Origin of the sequence: Desulfoferula mesophila, from assembly GCF_037076455.1 — a bacterium.
GTDB classification, from domain to species: Bacteria; Desulfobacterota; Desulfarculia; order Desulfarculales; family Desulfarculaceae; genus Desulfoferula; species Desulfoferula mesophila.
Genome location: NZ_AP028679.1, coordinates 3,153,095 through 3,170,509, shown reverse-complemented (window position 1 = coordinate 3,170,509; position 17,415 = coordinate 3,153,095). Strand labels below are relative to the sequence as shown.

Below are 17,415 nucleotides of genomic sequence, written 5' to 3'. Positions count from 1 at the left end.
CGATACAGGAACTCCGCCATTTCCCCGCACGGATGAAACAGGCGCATGGCCGATAACACCAAGATCTTGCTCTTCGGAGCCGGGGGCATGCTGGGGCGCGAATTGCTGGGCGCGCCGCTGCCCGGCGGCCTGAGTCTGGTGGGGCTAACCAGGGCTCAGGCGGACATCACCTCGCCGGAGCAGGTGGACCGGGCCCTGGCCGAGCACCGGCCCGGCCTGGTCCTCAACGCGGCCGCCTTTTCCAACGTGGACGGGGCCGAAAGCCAACCCAAGGTGGCCCTGGCGGTGAACGCCCAGGGGCCGGGCAACCTGGCCCGGGCCTGTGGCCAGGCCGGCATACCCCTGCTGCAGGTGTCCACGGATTACGTGTTCGGCGGCAGCGGCCAGACCATCCCCTACCGGGAAGACGACCCGCCCGCGCCGCTCAACCAATATGGCCTGACCAAGCTGCGCGGCGAACAACTGGTGCGCCAAGCGTGCCCCAGCCATCTAATCGTGCGCACCTCCTGGCTTTTCGGGGCCCTGTCCCGCAACTTCATCCACCTAATGCTGGAGTTGATGCGCACCCGCGCGGCCATCAAGGTGGTGGCCGATCAGGTGGGCTGCCCCACCTCGGCCGGTGACCTGGCCCAAGGGCTGTTGCGCCTGGCGGGTCTGGTGTTGTCCCAGCGCGAACCCGTCTGGGGCACCTATCATCTAAGCGGTCCCTTGGTGCTCAATCGCTACGAGTTCGCCCAAATGATTTGGGCCGAGGCCTGCAAGCGCCTGGACAAGGATCTGGTCATCGAGCCGGTGGGCAGCGAGGCCTTTGCCGCCCCGGCCAAGCGGCCGGCCTATTCCGCTTTGGATTGTAGTAAGATAGAGCAAACTTTCGGCCTGGCCATGGAAGACTGGCGTCCGGAGTTGGCCCGCATCGTGGAATATTTGCAGAAATCGGAGCAACCACCCCGTGTATAAAGGAATCGTCTTGGCCGGGGGAAACGGCACCAGGCTCTACCCGGCCACCAAGGCTGTAAGCAAGCAGCTCATGGTGGTTTACGACAAGCCCATGATCTATTACCCCATAGCCACCCTCATGCTGGCCGGCATAACCGAAATACTGGTGATCACGACTGAAAACGACCAGCCCGCCTACCAGGCCCTGCTGCGCGACGGTTCCCAATGGGGCTTGAAGTTCTCCTACATAGTCCAGCCCCGTCCCGAGGGCCTGGCCCAGGCCTTCACCTTGGGACGCGAGTTCCTGGACGGCGCGCCAGCCGCCCTCACGCTGGGCGACAACCTGTTCTTCGGGCACGCCTTTACCAATCTGCTGCGCCAGGCCACCTCCCGCGAAGACCTGGCCACCGTGTTCCTCTACCAGGTCTCCGATCCCGGACGCTATGGCGTGGCCGAGTTCGACGAGCAGGGCGACATCTGCCAAGTGGTGGAAAAACCGAAAGAACCTCCCTCGCGTTGGGCGGTGACCGGCCTGTACTTCTTCACTCCCGAGGTGAGCGAGGTGGCTGCCGGGGTGCAAAAGTCGGCCCGGGGCGAGTATGAGATTACCGAGGTCATCAACCACTACATCAAGTCCCAGCGCATCCAGGCCATCAAGATGGGGCGGGGCTACGCTTGGCTGGACACCGGCACCCCCGAGGCCTTGTTGCAGGCCTCGAGTTTCGTGGGCACCATCGAAAGCCGCCAAGGGGTCAAGATCGCCTGCCTGGAGGAGATCGCCTACAACCTGGAGTTGATGGGGCGAGATCAGTTAAAGCAAATGCTCGAAGATAAGCGCGACATACCTTATTACAAGTATGTCCTGGACCTGATAGAGGCGGGTGGCCCAGTGCCCCCGGCCTGACACCCATAACTCAACTTAAAGCATGAACTTGGACACGACAAATTTACTGGTCACCGGAGGTGGGGGCTTCATCGGCTCGGCCCTGGTGGAAATGCTGCTGGCCCGGCCCGGGGTGCGGGTGCTCAACCTGGACAAGGTGACCTACGCGGCCAACCCCGAGGCCCTGAAGCGCTTCGCCCGCGAGCCCAATTACGGCTTCGCGCGGGGCGACATCTGCGACCGGCCCCTGGTGGAGCGCCTGCTGGCCGAGTTTCGGCCCCAAGGCCTGATCCACCTGGCCGCCGAATCCCATGTGGACCGCTCCATAGACGATGCCGCCGGTTTTTTGCAGACCAACATCATGGGCACCCACGCGCTACTGGAGGCGTCCCTGGCCTATTGGCGCGGCCTGGCGGGAAGTGAAAAGGAGGCCTTCCGTTTTTTGCACGTGTCCACCGACGAGGTGTACGGCTCCCTGGGCCCCCGGGGCCTGTTTCGCGAGGACAGCCCCTATTTGCCCAATTCACCCTATTCGGCCAGCAAGGCCTCTTCCGACCTGTTGGTGCGGGCCTGGCAGCGCACCTATGGCCTGCCCACCATCACTTGCCACGCCTCCAACAACTACGGCCCCCGCCAGTTTCCGGAAAAGCTCATCCCCTTGATGATCATCAAGGCCCAAAACGGCGAGGCCTTGCCGGTGTACGGCAAGGGGGACAACGTGCGCGACTGGATGCACGTGAGCGACCACGCCCGCGGCCTCCTGATGGCCATGGAACGTGGGCAGATCGGCCAGACCTACAACCTGGGCGGCGGGGTGGAGCTTAACAATCTGGAGTTGGTCCAACGTATCTGCCGTATGCTGGACCAAGAGCTGGCCGGCAGCCGCCGGGGGCCCCACGAGGAGCTGATAACCTTCGTGCCCGACCGGCCGGGTCACGACCAGCGCTACGCCCTGGACATCGGCAAGGCCCGGGCGGAGTTGGGCTGGTCCCCCCAGGTGGAATTTGACCAAGGCCTGGCCGACACGGTGCGCTGGTATCTGGACAATCGAGCCTGGTGGGAGCGCATTCAAAAGGAACGCTACGACGGGGTGAGGCTGGGGCTGGCCTGAGCCCGCCCCCGCCGCGCAAGGGAGAAGACATGGATTTGCTGCACGGGGTCAAGGTGAAGCCCCTAAAGGTGATCCCCGACGGGCGGGGCCGCCTGGTGGAGATTCTAAGAGCCGACGATGAGATGTTTCAGGGCTTCGGCCAGGTCTACATGACCACCACCCGGCCGGGCATCGTCAAGGCCTGGCATCTGCACCGCAAACAGCACGACCACGTGTTCTGCGCGGCGGGCATGATCCGCCTGGGCATCTATGACGACCGCGAGGACTCGCCCACCAAAGGCCAGGGCAACGAGTTTTTCATCGGGGTGCACAATCCCCTGCTGGTGCAAATCTCGCCGGGGCTCTACCACGGCTGGAAATGCATCAGCACCGAGGAGGCCCTGATCATCAACACCGTGACCCATCCCTACGACTACGCCGAGCCTGACGAATACCGCCGAGACGCCCACGACCCCCACATCCCCTGGGACTGGAGCGATCGCGACGGCTAGGCCGCATCCCTCATGAGTTCCATGCGTCTGGCTAAGCCGGAACTGGCCGGAGGCGATGCGGGGATGACATCCTTTTCCCGGTTTGTTCCATGGCGCTGGCCAACTGACGGGCCAGGCCGGGCCAGGCGATGGACTGGGCCGCGTATTCACTGGCCCCGGCGGACAGGCGGGCGTAGAGGGCGGGGTCGCTTATCACCCGGGCGATGGTGCGGGCCAGGGAGGCCGGGTCCGGGGGGCCGGACAGCAGGCCGGTGACCCCCGGCAGCACTTGCTCCCGCAGGCCTCCCACCTCGGTGGCCACCACCGGCAGCGCGTGGGCATAGGCCAGGGGCAACACCCCGGACTGGCTGGCCGAAGTGTAGGGCGCCACCAGCAGGTCGCCCTCCGCGATGATCGCCGACACCTCCTCGGAGGCCAGCCAGCGGTTTACCACCTTGGCCCCCAACTCGGCCAGGGCCTTGCGGTTGCCTTCGCCCAGGTTTCCCTGCCCGGCCACAATCAGTTTCACTTCGGGGAAATCCCGCTTCAGCAGGCGCATCGCCTCCACCAGAAGGTCCAACCCCTTGTAGGGCAGGATGCGGCCAAAGAACAAAAGCCGCATGGGCATTTTGGCGGGCGGGGCGCTGGCAGGGGTTCGGGGCCGTCCGTAAAAAAACGGCCCGTGCGGTATCACACACACGTTCGCTGGTTGCAGCTTAAAAGTCTCGATGGCCTGGGAGCGCACGTATTCGCTCAGGGTCACCACAAGGTCGGCCCGGTTCACCTCGGATTTGAGCATGCGCCCCAGCAGCGGATAGCGCTCGCCGGGATGATGCCGAGCGTCGTGCAACACCAGCAAATAGCGAGCCCCGCTTTGCCGCACCCCTTTCAACATGAAGGGGTTCCATAAATGGGTCATGGTGCAGCAGACCCAGTCGAAACGCTCCCGGTCCAGATAGGCGGAGAACTTTCTGCGCAAACGGGGCAGCCGCAGGCTGGCCCGCAAGGCGTCCATGGGGCCGGTATAGGTGTCCACCGGCCAGCCGGGCAGGCCGAGCTCCTGCGACTCTTTCAAAAGCTCCGATTGGCGAGACAGGGACAGATGCACCTGCAGCGAGGGCAGGGTGGACAAGGCCCTGGCCATCTCATAGGTATACATGGGGCCTCCGCCCCTGCGGCCCCAGTGCCACAACAACAGCTTCATAGCATGAGTCCCAATTGGCGATTCATGATGGCAACTTTTTCCAGTCTCGCGAAAAAAGGCCCTGGATAATGCCCGCCGCCGCCGCCCGGCGTCCTTGGGCCAGGCGGCGGGCCAGGCGGGCGGCGCTGCCCAGGCCCACGGGCAGCCAGGGCAGGGGGGCGTGCTTGCCGAAGAAACGCAGCGAGCCCCCCGTATAGAGCCGGTGCCAGGCCGCCTCGTCGTGGCCCAGCCCGGTGCTGGGCTGATGCTCCACCACCGAGTCCGGGGCCACGGCCAGGCGCCACCCGGCCCGGCGCAGGCGCAGGCTCAGGTCGGCGTCCTCCCAATACAGCGGGAAGCCGGGGTCCAAAAGGCCCACCTGCCGCAGGGCCCGGGCGCGCAGGAGCAGGCTGGCTCCGCAAAGATAATCCAGCCCGCCGCGGTCGGGCGGGCGGGTGAGGTGGCGGGCCCGTCCGGTGACCAGGCTGACCCGGCCTCCGCCCCAGGCCTGCACACGGTCACGGCCGGCCCAGCGGAGCAGAGAACCCACCGCTCCCACCTGAGGATCGGCATCCAGGACCCGCAGCATGGCCTCCAGGGCGCGGGGATGGGCCCTGGCGTCCGGATTGAACAGCCACACCGTGTCGGCGCCGCGTTGCAAGGCCAACTCCAGGCCCAGGTTGGCCCCTTGGGCGAATCCGGCGTTGACAGGGGAGGTCAGCAACTCCACCATCGGGAAGCGTTCTCGCACTATATCGGGCGAACCGTCTCGCGAGGCGTTGTCCACCATTACGATCCGTTCCGGCGCGCGGGCAAGATCCAACAGGGATAAGATGCCGTCCAGCACGTGGGGCAGGCCGTTATAATTCACCAGCACCGCATACACGGTGCTCCGGCGGGATCCCTGGTTGTAACGCAATCCCGTTCGCCCTCGTTTGTGTTTAAGCGCGCAGAGGAATGGTCCTCCAAAGGGTCGCTAAATGAGGCAGGGTTTACTTATGCGTGGTCAGTTTTATATTTTTGACATATCATAATTAACCGCGCAAGGATATCTTTTTCGGGCAGCGACCCCGCAACCATCAGGAGCGATCCCCAACAATGACCACTCCCCGACCCACAAAGACCAGCGGGTCCCAGATCGGCTTGGCCGAACTGGGAGTGACCAAGTCGGTGTTGGCCTGGCTTTTCATGTTAAGCATTGTGCTCGCGGTGTTCGAGGGGGTGGGCCTGGGGATGCTGCTGCCGGTGCTGGCCTACGTGCGCACCGGGGGCCTGCCTGCCGACGGGTTTATCGGGCGGGTCATGGGTGACGCCCTGGGCTGGTTGGGGGCCTGGGGCAAGAACTGGGAGCTGGCCGGGCTCCTGGTGCTTACTTTTAGCATCATTTGCCTGCGCTACGCCGTCAACTACGTGCGCGACGTCCGGCTGGTCCACTTGCGCCTTTCCATTACCCGCATGCTGCGCGACAAGGTGGTGCGGGTTCTGGTGCGCTCGGACCTGGGCTATCTGCTTTCCCGCCGCAGCGGAGAGCTGCAATCCAGCCTGACCCTGGAAACCGAGCGGGCCGGCCAGGCGGCCTCGGCCCAGGTGAACCTTATCACCGCGACGGCCCTGGTGGTGGTTTACATGCTGCTGCTGGTGTTGCTCTCCCCCCTGCTCACGGCGGTAACGGTGCCCATTTTGGCCCTGGTGGCCTTGGTCCTCAGATGGCAGAGCCGCAAGTCATTTTCCCTGGCCACGGCGGTCAGTGAGCAGAACCTGCGCTTGGGCGATCAGATTTCAGAGGTGCTGGGCGGCATCCTGCGCATCAAGATGCGCGGCCAGGAGGCCAAAGCCGAGGAGCTGCTGTCCACCACGGCGGAGCGCATCTTCCGGGGGATGTTCAACCTGGAGCGCCTGCGCCTGGCGGTGGAGATTTCCACCCACCCGCTGATGGCCGCGGCGGGCCTGTTGGTGATGCTCCTGGCGGTGGCGGCCGCCGAGGTCAGCCTGGAAGTCATGGCGGTTTTCGTTTTCGTGCTGGTGCGCATGGCCCCGCAGGTGAACCTGTTCATCAACATATGGTCCCAGCGCAACGCCTGCATGGCCAGCCTGCAGCGGGTGCGGCAATTGGTGGCCCAGGCCGGTGAGCGGCGGGAGTCGGGCGGCGGTCACCGCCCGGGACCGGTGCCGGTCGAGGGAGTGGAGTTCCGCGACGTCTGGTTCCGTTATCCCGGAGCCAAAGAGGACGACTACGCCTTGCGGGAGGTGAATTGCGCCATAGCCGCCAACTCGTTGACCGCCGTGGTGGGGCGCTCGGGGGCGGGCAAGTCCACCCTGGCCAACCTGCTGGCCGCCTACCACCTGCCCACCCAGGGCGAGATTTTGCTGGACGGGCACCCCCTGGAGACCTACCGTTTGTCGGCCCTGCGCCATGGCATGGCCTTCGTGGACCAGCAGCCCTTTTTCTTCAACGACACCATCCGCGAGAACCTCAACTTCGGAGTGGTGCCTCCCCTGTCCGACGAGGCTTTGGAACAGGTGCTCAAGGACAGCGGCAGCTGGGAGTTCGTCAGCCGTCTGGAACAAGGCCTGGACACCCCGGTGGGCGAGCGGGGTTCGCGCCTGTCCCAGGGCCAGAAACAACGCCTGGCCATCGCCCACGCCCTGGTGGTAAAGGCCAGGGTGCTGATCCTGGACGAGCCCACCAGCGCCCTGGACAAGACCTCGGAGCGCATCATCGCCCAGACCATACGCAACCTGGCCTCGCGCCTGATGGTCATCGTCATCGCCCACCGCCTGCAAACCGTGCGCTGGTCCGACCAGATCCTGCTGGTGGAACAGGGCCGCCTCATAGCCCAGGGAAACCATGATTCCCTGTTGGCCAGCTGCCCCCAGTACCGCGAGCTTTTCGGAAAAGACGACTAGCCGGCATCTTTAATGCCGGCGGCCGGCGAAACCAGGCACACCTCCCCCCCGGGATCGGCGCGCCAAGGGCTCGGCCTCAACCTCGCTTGGGCAACAGGGCGCGCAGACGCAACCGCACCGCCTTGAGCAGGTGGCGGAGCGCCAGGTGGCGGCCCAGGTAGCGGCGCGCCCGGATCTCCCAGCTGGGTATCTGGGCGGCGGAACTGGGCAAGGCCTGCAGCATGTTCAGCGGCGGGCGGGGCTCCAGGGAGTCCCAGTGGATGAGGCCGCGCATCACCGAGTCCCAGGCCATCACCAGGGCCATGGCCTCCGAAAGATCGCCGTCGGTCTGGGGATCGCGGCGCAGGGCCATTTGCTCGTGGGCCTTGGCCAGGTAGGCGGCGAAGTCGAAGGACTCCGGGTCGCTGGGATATACGTCGCTCAGGGCATAGTCGAGCTGCCGGGCGATCAGCTGCCGCAGGTCGCGGTAGTTGCGGTGGTGAATGTGCGGGCCTTGGCTGGGAGGCACCTCCCGCAGCCGGGCCGGGCCGGTGGTGATCACCGGCGGGGTGTGGTGGGCGTCGGGCCAAAGCACCGCGCCCTTTTTGAACAGCCGGATCTGGTAGTCGGGATGGCGGCCCCCACCCAGGGTCACTTGCTCTCCCAGATAGTTGTAGCGGGGCAGGGCATAGGCGTCGTATTTGCCGCCCGACTCGGCGATGAGCCCCCGCACCAGCTCGGGAGCGTCGTCGGAGAGGTACTCGTCGGAGTCCAGCACCAGAACCCAATCCCCCGAGGCCTTGGCCACGTAGCGGTTGCGCACCCCGTCTATGCGCGGGGCTATTTCGGCGTGGTGCACCTGCGCGCCCATGCGCTTGGCTATGGCCACGCTGTCGTCGCTGCTTTGCATGTCCACCACCATCAGCTCGTCGACCCAGGCCAGGCTGGCCAGGGCCGCTTCCAGGGTGGCCGCCGAGTCGCGGGTGTGTACGATGCCGGTGATCCTGGTATCAGACATAACTCATCCGTCTATGGTGTAATGCCCCTGCCAGCGGGACATAAACTGCTTGCGGCTGCCCACGTCCAGCTTGACCCGGCCGGGGGTCATGGATTCGAAGTGCAGCGATTCGCTGTCCTGGCAGCAAAAGATGCGCCAGCCTAGTTGCCGGGCCCGCAGGCAAAAATCGATGTCTTCCAAGCCGAAGGGATAGGATTCGTCCAAGCCGCCCAACTCGTCCCACAACTCGCCCCGGATAAGCAGGCAGGCCCCGGTGACCGCCTGGAACTCGCGCTCCAACCGAGGCATGAGATGGCTGGGCTGGGCGCGCAGCAAGTGATAGGGCCCCTGCTGACCCGGGCCGAACACCACGCCGGCGTGTTGCAGGCTGCCGTCGGGAAACACCAACCTGGCTCCACAGATGCCCGCCTGGGGGATCCGCCTGAAAAGTCCCAGCATCTCGCCAATGGCCGAGGGAGCCAAGAGCACGTCGTTGTTGAGCAGCAGGTAGTTGGCCGCGGGCAGGTGCCGGGCGGCCAGGTTGTTGGCCCGGGAAAAGCTGTGGTGCCCGTCCAGCCTGATCAGCTCGGCCCCTCCGGCGGCGATGCGCCGGGGGGGCAGGGGGGGCTGGCTGGCGTTGTCCACCACGGCCACGCAGCTGCGCTCGGCCACTCCAGCGGCGTCCAACGAGCGCCACAGGGTAGCCAGGCACTGCTCCAGCAGGGGCAGCATGCCCCTTGAGGGTATTATCACCGTAAGCAGCCTGGAACCCATGGTGAGATCCTTTCGCTTCGCCTCGGGCCCATCATTGCCTAACCATTGCCTTTCATCGGGCGATATCCGTGGCCACAGGGCAGGAGCATCGCGCCGCCCCATGGGGAGCGACGTGGCCGGGTCGCGGCCCACCATACGCCGGCCCGCCTCAAGCCCTCAATCCCTCTAGAGGCCCGTCAAGCAGGTGGGCCAGCCGCCGCTTGAGGGTGTAGGGGTGATAATTATAGGCCGTGGCCCTGGCCCGCAGGCGCATAAGCTCGCGCAAGGGAGCCTGTTCGGGGCGGGTGAGCTTTTTAAGTCGGCCTACCAGGGCCTCGGGTTCATCCACCAGACAGTTGTAGCCGTCGCGCAAAAACTCCATGCCCCCCACCACCGGCACCGAGGCCACCAGGCAACCGGCGGCCATGGCCTCCAGGGGGGGCAGACCGAACTGCTCTTTTACCGCGGTGGCCAAGTAGACCCCCGCCTTGTGCAGGTGGCGGCATATCCCGGCCTCGTCCATGCCGTCCAGGGGATGCCAATCCAGGTGGTCAAGGGAGCGCGCGGCTCGGGTGGCTATGCTCAGCCCCCGCCGAGGCATGTAGGCGGCCTGGTTGTCCCGTTTCATCTCGCCCTGATTGAAAAAGCACTGGGAAACACTTATGCCCACGAACACGGGGTCATGTCCGTAGTTTTTCTTCAGGTGCTGGGTCGCCGTCTCCCAGCAGGTCAAAAACCGGACGCCCGGATGGCGGAAGACAGGCTCCATGTCGGGGACGCCCTGCACGTGGGCGGCCAGGCGGGCTCCGCTGGCCGCCAAGTCGTCCAGGTCGTGGGGCCAGTTGAGTATGGCCCAGTCTTGGGGGGTGATGCGCTCCAGGGCCCGACCGCGATCCATCACCGGCACGGAGCAGGAAAACCACTGGGCCGCCTCGCCGCCAGGGGTGGCCACCACGCCGGGAACCCCCAGGGAAATGAGCGCCTCCATGAACTGGAAGCCTACCTTGACCCCGCCGGCGACGCCCCCGGTGGGCAGAAAGTAGTAGATCATTTGAGCGCTCCCTTGGCCCATAGGCCCGGCAGGGTGAGCAAGCCCAGGCCCACTGCGAACAACGTGCCGTAGTGCCGGGCCGCGTATTTGAGGCGGCCCCTGGCCAAAAGCCAGCGGCGGCGGGCGGCGGTCACCACGGCTCCTTGGGCGGTGAGATGGGGCAGGGTGTAGGGCAACTCCACCACCCGGCCCCCGGCCCGGCGCAGGCGCAGGCCCAACTCCACGTCTTCCATATATATGAAATAGTTGGTGGGCATCCCCCCCAGGCGCAGGAACAGCTCGCGTTGCATGAATAGGCAGGCCCCGTGGGCCCAATACCACGAGCGGTCATGATAACCGGGCCGGCGGCTCATCCAGGCCAACTTGTGGGGGAAGGGCCAGCCCAGCGTCAATAGGTCGTGGGCCAGCTTGAGGCGGCTATAGCCCGGCTGGCGGCCGGGCACGGTTTGGCCGTGATCGTCCAGGGCCGGGGCGGCGATGAGCCTTTCTCCGCCTTCCAAGGCCGCCAGCCCCAGGGAAAACAGCTCCGGCGTGGCCAGACAGTCCGGGTTCAGCAGGCAGACATTACGGCTGAGGGCGGCCTTTACTCCTCGGTTCACCGCCCGGGCAAAGCCCAGGTTGCCGGGCATACTGAGCAGCCTTACCCCCCGGCGGCGCACCAACTCGGCCGTGGCGTCGCTGGAGGCGTTGTCCACCACCAGGGCCTTGCGGGCCCAGGGCCCCAGGCTGTCCAGGCAGGCTTCTATCACTCTGGCCGAATTGTAGGTGACTATGATGATCGCCAGGCTCAATGTTTATGCCATCCCTCGTCGCCAAGCGTTTCGAATGCGCCAAAGCCCGCGCCAACTGGGACCCAGACAGTGGTTGCTGAAATGGGCCACATAGGCGCCCGGCCGGGGGAAGCCCCGGTCCCAGTGCTCGCAATGGTTCCATCGCCAGGGCAACTCTTGGCAGGCTTCTGGGTGCAAATTGTTGGCATAATACTGGAAATAATCTTGGTCGGCTACTATGTGATCCCCAACTTGGTGGTCGCCGGGCCGCTTGGCCAGCATATCCACGGCCCAGTCGCAAAAGCGGCCCATTTCCCGCCGTTGGGCCAAGACCACCCCCGAATTGTAAAACCGGTATTCCTCCAGGGAAGGGGCCGCCGCTTCGGGGGCCAGCCAGCGGAGGGAGTGCTCCTTATAGTGCTTCAAAAAAGCGGCGCGGTTCATGGTGGAATTTAAAATGGTGGTCTGCTCCACCATGCCCAGGCCCTTGCCGTTCAAGGCCTTTCTCACGTCGTCGGCGCCCAAGTCGCGCACCAGGACCGCGTCCGCGTCCATGAGCATGACCAGCTCGGAGTCGGTGTGGTGCAACATGGCCCTGAGAGCGTTGAACTTGGCCAGGAAACGCCGCGCGCGCACGCCGCTCTCCACCGGGCCCAGGGGATGCGCGACCAGGCGCTCACTCCGGCGCAGGCCGGTCTTATACAGGTGGTCGGTTACCAGGAAGACCTTGAAGTCGCTACGCCGAAGGACGGACAGCACGGTTTGCCGCCCGGACAAATAATAGGTGGGATGCCCGTGTATCAGCACGCACACCCATACTTCGGCTTGCTTCATCATGGTCCCATTACCCCCCCCAAAATAAGCTAACCGTGAGCAGGGGCTAAAATTCCGGCTTCCACCGTAGATCGGCGCGGCCGTTGTGAGCCTTGGAAATGCCCTTTTACTCACGTATTGGCATTATCGACAGCCCGGGCGTCGTTTGTAAAGCCCGGGGCGGGCCGGGGCCGGCGCGGCGGCCAGTTTGGCCGGGAAGGCGGGGGGGCCGGTTGACTGGGTGGTTGGGCGCTGTTGCTCCGGCCCGAGCAACAGCGCCGCTTTGCGCCTTATCTGGTCTTTCGCCTTAAAAGGTGACTCCCGCGGTCTGAAGCCCTGTCTTACCCGTGGCCGAGGGGCACTTGAGCAGGGCCAGGGAGACCACGACGTGGAGCTGGCCGGTACAGGTGCGCGCTGCCTGGCGCAAGGCCGAAGACGCCTGCGCTCCCCCGATTCGCGCCAGGGAGCGGGCAGCGGTGCAGCGTGCGGAGTCCGGCCGGCCGGGGTCGTTCAACAGCTTGGCCAGGGGGTCTACCGCCCGCTCACTGCCTATCTTGCCCAGGGCGTGGGCCGCGGCCCGGCACATATGGGCGTCAGGCGAGGCCAAAAGCACGATCAGGGGCTCCAGGGCCGCGGGCTCGCGGATTTCGCCCAGGGTATATACCGCCACCATGCGCACGTGGTCGCAAGGAGCCTGCAACAATTCGAGCAGGGCCGCCCGGTCCACACCGGCAATCGGGGCCATGAGGCCCTGCTTGGCGGCCTGGTCGCAGGACTCCAGCACCTTTTGCTGCAGATAGGGGGGTATATCGCCTTGCGAGGTTTCGGCCCAAGCGCTCACCGCGCCGGAGCAACAAGCCAAAAGCAAAATACACAGGCTGAAGTAGCCGATGGTCCTGGTCATGTCCCGCCTCCATTGCCTTGGAAAAGTTCCGGTTTGTCCGTAGCCAAGATGTCATCCGATGTTGTAGCCCCAGGCTAAACAAGCTTCGGCAAGGAGGGTTAGGCGCCTTGGCGCTAAGAGACTAAGGTTTTGGTGGATTGCCATTCAGGGGACGGTGCGGCCGGACATGGCTATTTAGACCGCTGAGTGGAGGCCGGGCGCCTGGCTTCGCCTTATGAGACGCCTGGTTTTAAAAAGGGCGCTATGCCCCTTTGGCTTGGTTATGGCGCGTTCCAGGCGGGCCGCCCCTGCTTGCAGGTAAAAGAGGCCAGCTCGCCGCCCAGGGTCTGCTTGATCAGCTCGGTGGCCTCCAGCAGGCGGTCGAAATCCACGCCGGTGGCCGCGCCCATCTCCTCCATCATGTTCACCAGGTCTTCGGTGGCTACGTTGCCCATGGCCCCCACCGCGGTGGGGCAGCCGCCCAGACCGCCCACCGAGGAGTCGAATACCCGGCAACCGGCCTGGTAGGCGGCATAGGCGTTGGCCAGGCCCAGGCCCCGGCTGTTGTGGAAATGGGCAGCCAGGGGCAGGCCCTGGTGCTCCGCGCCCAGCCGGGCGAAGACCTCGCCCACCTGGCGGGGATTGGCCATGCCGGTGGTATCGCCCAGGGATACCTCGCGCGCCCCCAGCTCGCCGTAAGCCTCGATGATGCGCTCCACCCGCTCCAGGGGGATAGCCCCCTCGTAGGGACAGCCGAAGGCGGTGACCACGTAGCCCCGGAGGCTCCTGCCGGCGGCCAGGGCCTGCCGGGCGATGTCGGCGAAGCCCTTGAGCGAGTCCTCGATGGACATGCCCACGTTCTTGTGGTTGTGGGCCTGGCTGGCCGACACGAACAGGGCCAGCTCGTCCACCGGGGTCTCCAGGGCCCGCAGGCAGCCCTTGAGATTGGGCACCAGGGCGCTGTAGATCACTCCCGGCGCTTTGTGGATGCCGTGCAGCACCTCCAGAGCGTCCTTGAGGTGGGGGATCACCTTGGGATGCACGAAGGAGGTGACCTCGATGCGCCGGAGTCCCGTGGCCGACAGGCGGTCGATAAGGGCGATTTTGGCCTCGGTGGGGAAAAACACCGACTCGTACTGCAAGCCGTCGCGCGGGCCCACTTCCACCACGGTCACGGGGTCTGGTTGCATGGCTCGTCCTCACTGGTCTGGGGGCGGGGCCCAAGGCCGGGCGCCGCGCCGATGCTCGGGGGGCTCCGGGGCTCGGGCCGTCTGTTCGGCTCTATAGCCCAGGATAGCCCTTTACGGAGGATAAACGTACTACTCCCTAATGGCCGAAATCAATCCTAGTGCTTGCGCTACGCTTGCATTGAAAAGATTGGCCGGCCGCCGGGACCTGTAGCCTGATGAAAGCCCCTGCCGCCACGTGGAGAGGTTCAAGGAGCGCAAGCGAAAACGCTATCTCAGCCGGGACGAGCTCGCCCGCCTGGGGGCCGCCATCGACAAGGCCGAAGAGAGCAAGCAGATCTCCTCCACCGCCGAGGCTGCCTGACGGCCTCCAGGCCGGGCTTTTGGTTGCCATGCGGGTAGGAGGAACGACTGAGCCGCTCAATTTGGAGTCCTGGCCCAGTGATGAAAAGTTTATTGAAGCCGATTAGCGATTATAGAACCTCCACACCATCCCCCTCTTTTTAATTTCGGCTTAATTATGGTGAGGACGCGAAACTTGACATTTTTGTTTTTATCATTTAACTGTTTGCTCAAAATGGCTGCGAAGAAGCGTGGCAGGGTCATTTCAAGATAACTATTTAGCCTGAACAATCTACCAGGACGCTCCTAGGGGAAGAAAACCTGGGGGAACCGCGGAAGCGGTTTCGCCTGGGTTTTTTCTTTAGGAGACGCCATCATGCCGCGATCAATCAGAGTCAGTTTAATATTCAGTCTGTTTTGCTTGTTGTGGCTCGCCACCGGAGGCATGGTCTGGGCGGCCGAAACAACCACCGGCCAAGAAACCGTTAGTTCCAGCAAGGAGGTCAAGGAAGCCCAAAAAGAAAGGGCCGTACTGGAGAAAATCACCGTCACCGCCACCCGCACCGAGGTCGACCCATCTCTGTCGCCGGCGGACTCCTACGTGGTAGACCGCCAGGACATCGCCGACCAGCCCAATTACTACATGAATAACTTCGGCGAATACATCCGGGACATCCCCGGCGTGCACGTGGCCCAATACTATCCTTGGGGCCCCCCCTGGGTGCACCTGCGCGGCACGGGACATTTCCTGCAGCGCACCGCCTATCTGATCGATGGCGTGCCCATCCACGCCTTCCTGTCCCCGGCCATCAACCCCCACGACATCGAGCGGGTTGACGTGGTGCTGGGGCCCTCCTCGGCCCTGTACGGAGCCAGCGCGGCGGGCGGCGCGGTGAACATCATCACCCGTAGCGGCAAGGAGGGCGAGGGAGCCACGGCCCAGATGGCCTACGGCTCCAACAACACCTTCCGGCCCTACGCCTCGGTGGGCGGCGTGGAAGGCGACTTCAACTACTAGATGTCCTACAGCGGAGATTACTCCGACGGCTATCAGATGAAGCCCATCGACGGCATGGTCGACCTGTATAAACGCGGCAAGTGAATCGCCCCGGTTTTTCCGGAGGCTCTTTTGTTTGAGTCAGGCCACCATGGCCTGGGCCTGTAGGGACCGATAGTATGACATCTCGAGTTCCACCGGGGGAATGTTTCCGATGGGCTCGAGCAGTCGGCGGTTGTTAAACCAGTCCACCCATTCGAGGGTGGCGAATTCCACGGCATCAAGATTTCGCCAAGGGCCCCGCCTGCGGATCACTTCTGTCTTGTAAAGGCCGATGACCGTCTCGGCCATGGCGTTGTCGTAGGAGTCACCCACGCTGCCCACCGATGGCTCGACGCCAGCCTCGGCCAGGCGCTCGGTGTAGCGAATCGAAAGGTACTGGGAGCCGCGGTCGCTGTGGTGGACCAGACCGTCGATGTCTCCAGGAGCCCACAGGGCCTGCTCCAGGGCGTCCAGGGCCAGATCGGTCCGCAAGGAACTGGAGGCCCGCCAACCCACGATCATGCGGGCAAACACATCGATGACAAAGGCCACGTAGGCGAAACCCAGCCATGTGGCTACGTAAGTAACATCTGCCACCCACAGTTGATTGGGGCGGCTGGCGGTGAAGTCGCGATTGACCAGGTCGGCGGGCCGGTATACACCCTCATCGGGAATGGTGGTCTTGCACTTCTTGCCCCGCACTGCCCCCTGCAGGCCCATAGCACGCATGAGGCGCTCCACCGTGCAGCGGGCCACCTCGATCTCCTCACGGTTTAATTGACGCCAAACCTTGCGCACGCCGTAGACCTGGAAATTGGCCTCCCATACCCGGCGAATCTCGGGCCGCAAATAAGCATCGCGCTTGGCCCGCTCGGGCAATCGCTCGGGATCAGCTTGACGGGCTTTACGCTCGTAGTAGGTCGACGGGGCGATCGGCAACACCGCGCAGATCGGCTCGACCCCGTGGCCCTGGCGCTGGGCGTCGATGAAGGACACCATCATTTCGGTCGGCGGTCGAGCTCCGCCTGGGCGAAATATGCCGATGCCTTGCGCAGGATCTCATTGGCCCGCCGAAGCCCCCGGTTTTCCCGCTCAAGCTGTTCAAGACGCTCACGCTCCGACGTGGTCAGGCCGGCCCGCACACCCTGGTCGCGCTCGGCTTGATGCAGCCAACTGCGTAGAGTCTCGCCGGTGCAGCCGATCTTGGACGCGATGGAGCAGATGGCCTGCCACTGGGAAGAATACTCATCCTGGTGCTCCAGCAGCATCCGCACCGACCGTTCCTTAACCTCTGGGGAATATCTGATTCGCTTGCTCATGACTCCATCCTCTCAAGTAATGGAGTCTCCGGCAATCCCGGGGCGGTTCAACGTCAGCATTAAGGCGATCCAGGGTTTACTTCGGCATCAGAGCTTGCAGGCCACCGAGAGGTATGTGCAGCGGATATCGAGTGATTTGCGGGATACGGTTGGGATGTTAAGCACGATGTAACAACTCCGCGTTAAATCGCTTACTGGTTTTCGGCCATCATCACTCGCCCTCGCTTGGCACAAAATCCAAATTCAAACTGTGGTCCGGGTTAGGGGGTCAGGTAACCTGGAACCTTCACTAGCTACTGGATGATGAATGAAATCCCGAAGCAGCATCGTTGACCGTCCAAATCTCCGACCCACTTGCAGACGTTCAGCGTAGCGTCGCCGCGGACGGATTGCCGCACATGCTCATGGATAAAGGACGTCTTTCCGGTTTCCAACACCTGTCTGTCATCTGCCTGTAACGCGTCCGCATCCTTTGCCCAAATTAATTCCCGGTCGGTTTTTCCGACCACGTCCTCGCCGGCTAGATCGCAAATCACCTTGTTACCAAAGAGGTGTTTGCCTTCCTTGTCCTTAACCCAAAACAGGAAGGGCATTTGGTTGAAAACGTCCAAATCTTTGAGACGCATAATAAGTCCTCCCTCAATGAGGCGATAAGAAATTGCTTTTTCCAGCGGCGAAACTAGAGGCAATTTGAACTATTCATAATTATTGTACTACTATTCTGATTGTATGAAGGTGCCTTCGAATTAGAAAAGGCCAACAGGTGAGGATTTGGCCCTTTGGAGGTAACCC

At 63.8% G+C, this 17,415-nt stretch carries 18 protein-coding genes and 1 other annotated feature; of the genes, 7 read left to right on the top strand and 11 right to left on the bottom strand.

Features of this window, described 5'->3' with window-relative positions; genetic code table 11:
* Positions 1-45 precede the first annotated feature (45 nt).
* Genes rfbD through AACH32_RS14510 form a run of 4 tightly spaced genes read left to right on the top strand, consistent with a single transcriptional unit; the run spans position 46 to position 3,421 of the window.
* Complete coding sequence (rfbD, locus tag AACH32_RS14525) at positions 46-957, top strand: dTDP-4-dehydrorhamnose reductase (protein WP_338600945.1); 912 nt, start codon at positions 46-48, stop codon at positions 955-957.
* Positions 950-1,840 carry a glucose-1-phosphate thymidylyltransferase RfbA gene (gene rfbA, locus AACH32_RS14520; RefSeq protein ID WP_338600942.1) on the top strand — a complete coding sequence of 297 codons (891 nt, stop codon included), beginning with the start codon at positions 950-952 and terminating at the stop codon, positions 1,838-1,840. Before rfbD ends, rfbA begins: the two co-directional genes overlap by 8 nt.
* Before the next feature lie 22 nt (positions 1,841-1,862).
* Positions 1,863-2,930: a dTDP-glucose 4,6-dehydratase gene (gene rfbB / locus AACH32_RS14515; protein WP_434062344.1), complete on the top strand. Its 1,068-nt coding sequence runs from the start codon at positions 1,863-1,865 to the stop codon at positions 2,928-2,930.
* 29 nt (positions 2,931-2,959) lie between these two features.
* Complete coding sequence (locus AACH32_RS14510; RefSeq protein ID WP_338600937.1) at positions 2,960-3,421, top strand: dTDP-4-dehydrorhamnose 3,5-epimerase family protein; 462 nt, start codon at positions 2,960-2,962, stop codon at positions 3,419-3,421.
* Positions 3,422-3,452: 31 nt separating this feature from the next.
* On the opposite strand, the gene AACH32_RS14505 is transcribed toward AACH32_RS14510, so the two are convergent.
* Together AACH32_RS14505 and AACH32_RS14500 are read right to left on the bottom strand one after the other, a co-directional pair.
* The gene (locus AACH32_RS14505; protein ID WP_338600934.1) at positions 3,453-4,559 is read right to left on the bottom strand and encodes a glycosyltransferase family 4 protein; all 1,107 of its coding nucleotides are present in this window, start codon (positions 4,557-4,559) and stop codon (positions 3,453-3,455) included.
* A gap of 67 nt (positions 4,560-4,626) precedes the next feature.
* A complete protein-coding gene (locus AACH32_RS14500; RefSeq protein WP_338600932.1) occupies positions 4,627-5,460 on the bottom strand; it encodes a glycosyltransferase family 2 protein in 834 nt (277 codons plus the stop codon).
* Positions 5,461-5,681: 221 nt separating this feature from the next.
* Between AACH32_RS14500 and AACH32_RS14495 the strand changes: the two genes are divergently transcribed.
* Positions 5,682-7,490, top strand: a complete 1,809-nt coding sequence (locus tag AACH32_RS14495; RefSeq protein ID WP_338600929.1) for an ABC transporter ATP-binding protein — start codon at positions 5,682-5,684, stop codon at positions 7,488-7,490.
* 76 nt (positions 7,491-7,566) lie between these two features.
* Here AACH32_RS14495 and AACH32_RS14490 read toward each other — a convergent pair whose 3' ends face one another.
* The 7 genes from AACH32_RS14490 to AACH32_RS14460 all read right to left on the bottom strand — a co-directional run bounded on the left by AACH32_RS14490 (position 7,567) and on the right by AACH32_RS14460 (position 13,926).
* Complete coding sequence (locus AACH32_RS14490; RefSeq protein ID WP_338600926.1) at positions 7,567-8,487, bottom strand: glycosyltransferase family 2 protein; 921 nt, start codon at positions 8,485-8,487, stop codon at positions 7,567-7,569.
* A gap of 3 nt (positions 8,488-8,490) precedes the next feature.
* Complete coding sequence (locus AACH32_RS14485; RefSeq protein ID WP_338600923.1) at positions 8,491-9,240, bottom strand: glycosyltransferase family 2 protein; 750 nt, start codon at positions 9,238-9,240, stop codon at positions 8,491-8,493.
* A 148-nt stretch (positions 9,241-9,388) separates the two neighbouring features.
* Positions 9,389-10,270 (bottom strand): glycosyltransferase, encoded by an 882-nt coding sequence (locus AACH32_RS14480; RefSeq protein WP_338600920.1) that lies wholly within the window; start codon positions 10,268-10,270, stop codon positions 9,389-9,391.
* A complete protein-coding gene (locus AACH32_RS14475) occupies positions 10,267-11,061 on the bottom strand; it encodes a glycosyltransferase family 2 protein (RefSeq protein WP_338600918.1) in 795 nt (264 codons plus the stop codon). Before AACH32_RS14475 ends, AACH32_RS14480 begins: the two co-directional genes overlap by 4 nt.
* A 3-nt stretch (positions 11,062-11,064) precedes the next feature.
* Entirely contained in the window at positions 11,065-11,877 is an 813-nt protein-coding gene (locus AACH32_RS14470) for a hypothetical protein (RefSeq protein WP_338600916.1), read from the bottom strand.
* A 283-nt stretch (positions 11,878-12,160) separates the two neighbouring features.
* The gene (locus tag AACH32_RS14465) at positions 12,161-12,757 is read right to left on the bottom strand and encodes a HEAT repeat domain-containing protein (protein ID WP_338600914.1); all 597 of its coding nucleotides are present in this window, start codon (positions 12,755-12,757) and stop codon (positions 12,161-12,163) included.
* Between the two features lie 260 nt (positions 12,758-13,017).
* Entirely contained in the window at positions 13,018-13,926 is a 909-nt protein-coding gene (locus tag AACH32_RS14460; protein WP_338600913.1) for a hydroxymethylglutaryl-CoA lyase, read from the bottom strand.
* Between the two features lie 235 nt (positions 13,927-14,161).
* Between AACH32_RS14460 and AACH32_RS14455 the strand changes: the two genes are divergently transcribed.
* Both AACH32_RS14455 and AACH32_RS14450 read left to right on the top strand, forming a co-directional pair.
* A complete protein-coding gene (locus AACH32_RS14455; RefSeq protein WP_338600910.1) occupies positions 14,162-14,287 on the top strand; it encodes a hypothetical protein in 126 nt (41 codons plus the stop codon).
* Between the two features lie 354 nt (positions 14,288-14,641).
* Positions 14,642-15,283, top strand: coding sequence for a TonB-dependent receptor (locus AACH32_RS14450; RefSeq protein ID WP_338600908.1), 642 nt, complete (start codon positions 14,642-14,644; stop codon positions 15,281-15,283).
* Between the two features lie 120 nt (positions 15,284-15,403).
* Here the strand turns inward: AACH32_RS14450 and AACH32_RS14445 are convergent.
* Positions 15,404-16,623, bottom strand: a protein-coding gene (locus AACH32_RS14445) for an IS3 family transposase (RefSeq protein WP_434062343.1) whose coding sequence is annotated in 2 segments (ribosomal slippage) — positions 15,404-16,335 and positions 16,335-16,623 — 1,221 coding nt in all. Because the reading frame shifts where the segments join, the coding sequence is not laid out codon by codon here.
* Positions 16,229-16,345: a sequence feature (AL1L pseudoknot), on the bottom strand. (Overlaps the previous gene by 117 nt.)
* 293 nt (positions 16,624-16,916) lie before the next feature.
* Positions 16,917-17,249: a PAS domain-containing protein gene (locus AACH32_RS14440; RefSeq protein ID WP_338600905.1), complete on the bottom strand. Its 333-nt coding sequence runs from the start codon at positions 17,247-17,249 to the stop codon at positions 16,917-16,919.
* Between the last annotated feature and the right edge of the window lie 166 nt (positions 17,250-17,415).

Bases quoted from the DNA above. Each gene is read 5' to 3' on its own strand.
- rfbD (WP_338600945.1), top strand. From the start codon at position 46: ATGGCCGATAACACCAAGATCTTGCTCTTCGGAGCCGGGGGCATGCTG.
- rfbB (WP_434062344.1), top strand. From the start codon at position 1,863: ATGAACTTGGACACGACAAATTTACTGGTCACCGGAGGTGGGGGCTTC.
- AACH32_RS14510 (WP_338600937.1), top strand. From the start codon at position 2,960: ATGGATTTGCTGCACGGGGTCAAGGTGAAGCCCCTAAAGGTGATCCCC.
- AACH32_RS14505 (WP_338600934.1), bottom strand. From the start codon at position 4,559: ATGTATACCTATGAGATGGCCAGGGCCTTGTCCACCCTGCCCTCGCTG.
- AACH32_RS14495 (WP_338600929.1), top strand. From the start codon at position 5,682: ATGACCACTCCCCGACCCACAAAGACCAGCGGGTCCCAGATCGGCTTG.
- AACH32_RS14490 (WP_338600926.1), bottom strand. From the start codon at position 8,487: ATGTCTGATACCAGGATCACCGGCATCGTACACACCCGCGACTCGGCG.
- AACH32_RS14485 (WP_338600923.1), bottom strand. From the start codon at position 9,240: ATGGGTTCCAGGCTGCTTACGGTGATAATACCCTCAAGGGGCATGCTG.
- AACH32_RS14480 (WP_338600920.1), bottom strand. From the start codon at position 10,270: ATGATCTACTACTTTCTGCCCACCGGGGGCGTCGCCGGCGGGGTCAAG.
- AACH32_RS14470 (WP_338600916.1), bottom strand. From the start codon at position 11,877: ATGATGAAGCAAGCCGAAGTATGGGTGTGCGTGCTGATACACGGGCAT.
- AACH32_RS14465 (WP_338600914.1), bottom strand. From the start codon at position 12,757: ATGACCAGGACCATCGGCTACTTCAGCCTGTGTATTTTGCTTTTGGCT.
- AACH32_RS14460 (WP_338600913.1), bottom strand. From the start codon at position 13,926: ATGCAACCAGACCCCGTGACCGTGGTGGAAGTGGGCCCGCGCGACGGC.
- AACH32_RS14450 (WP_338600908.1), top strand. From the start codon at position 14,642: ATGCCGCGATCAATCAGAGTCAGTTTAATATTCAGTCTGTTTTGCTTG.
- AACH32_RS14440 (WP_338600905.1), bottom strand. From the start codon at position 17,249: ATGCGTCTCAAAGATTTGGACGTTTTCAACCAAATGCCCTTCCTGTTT.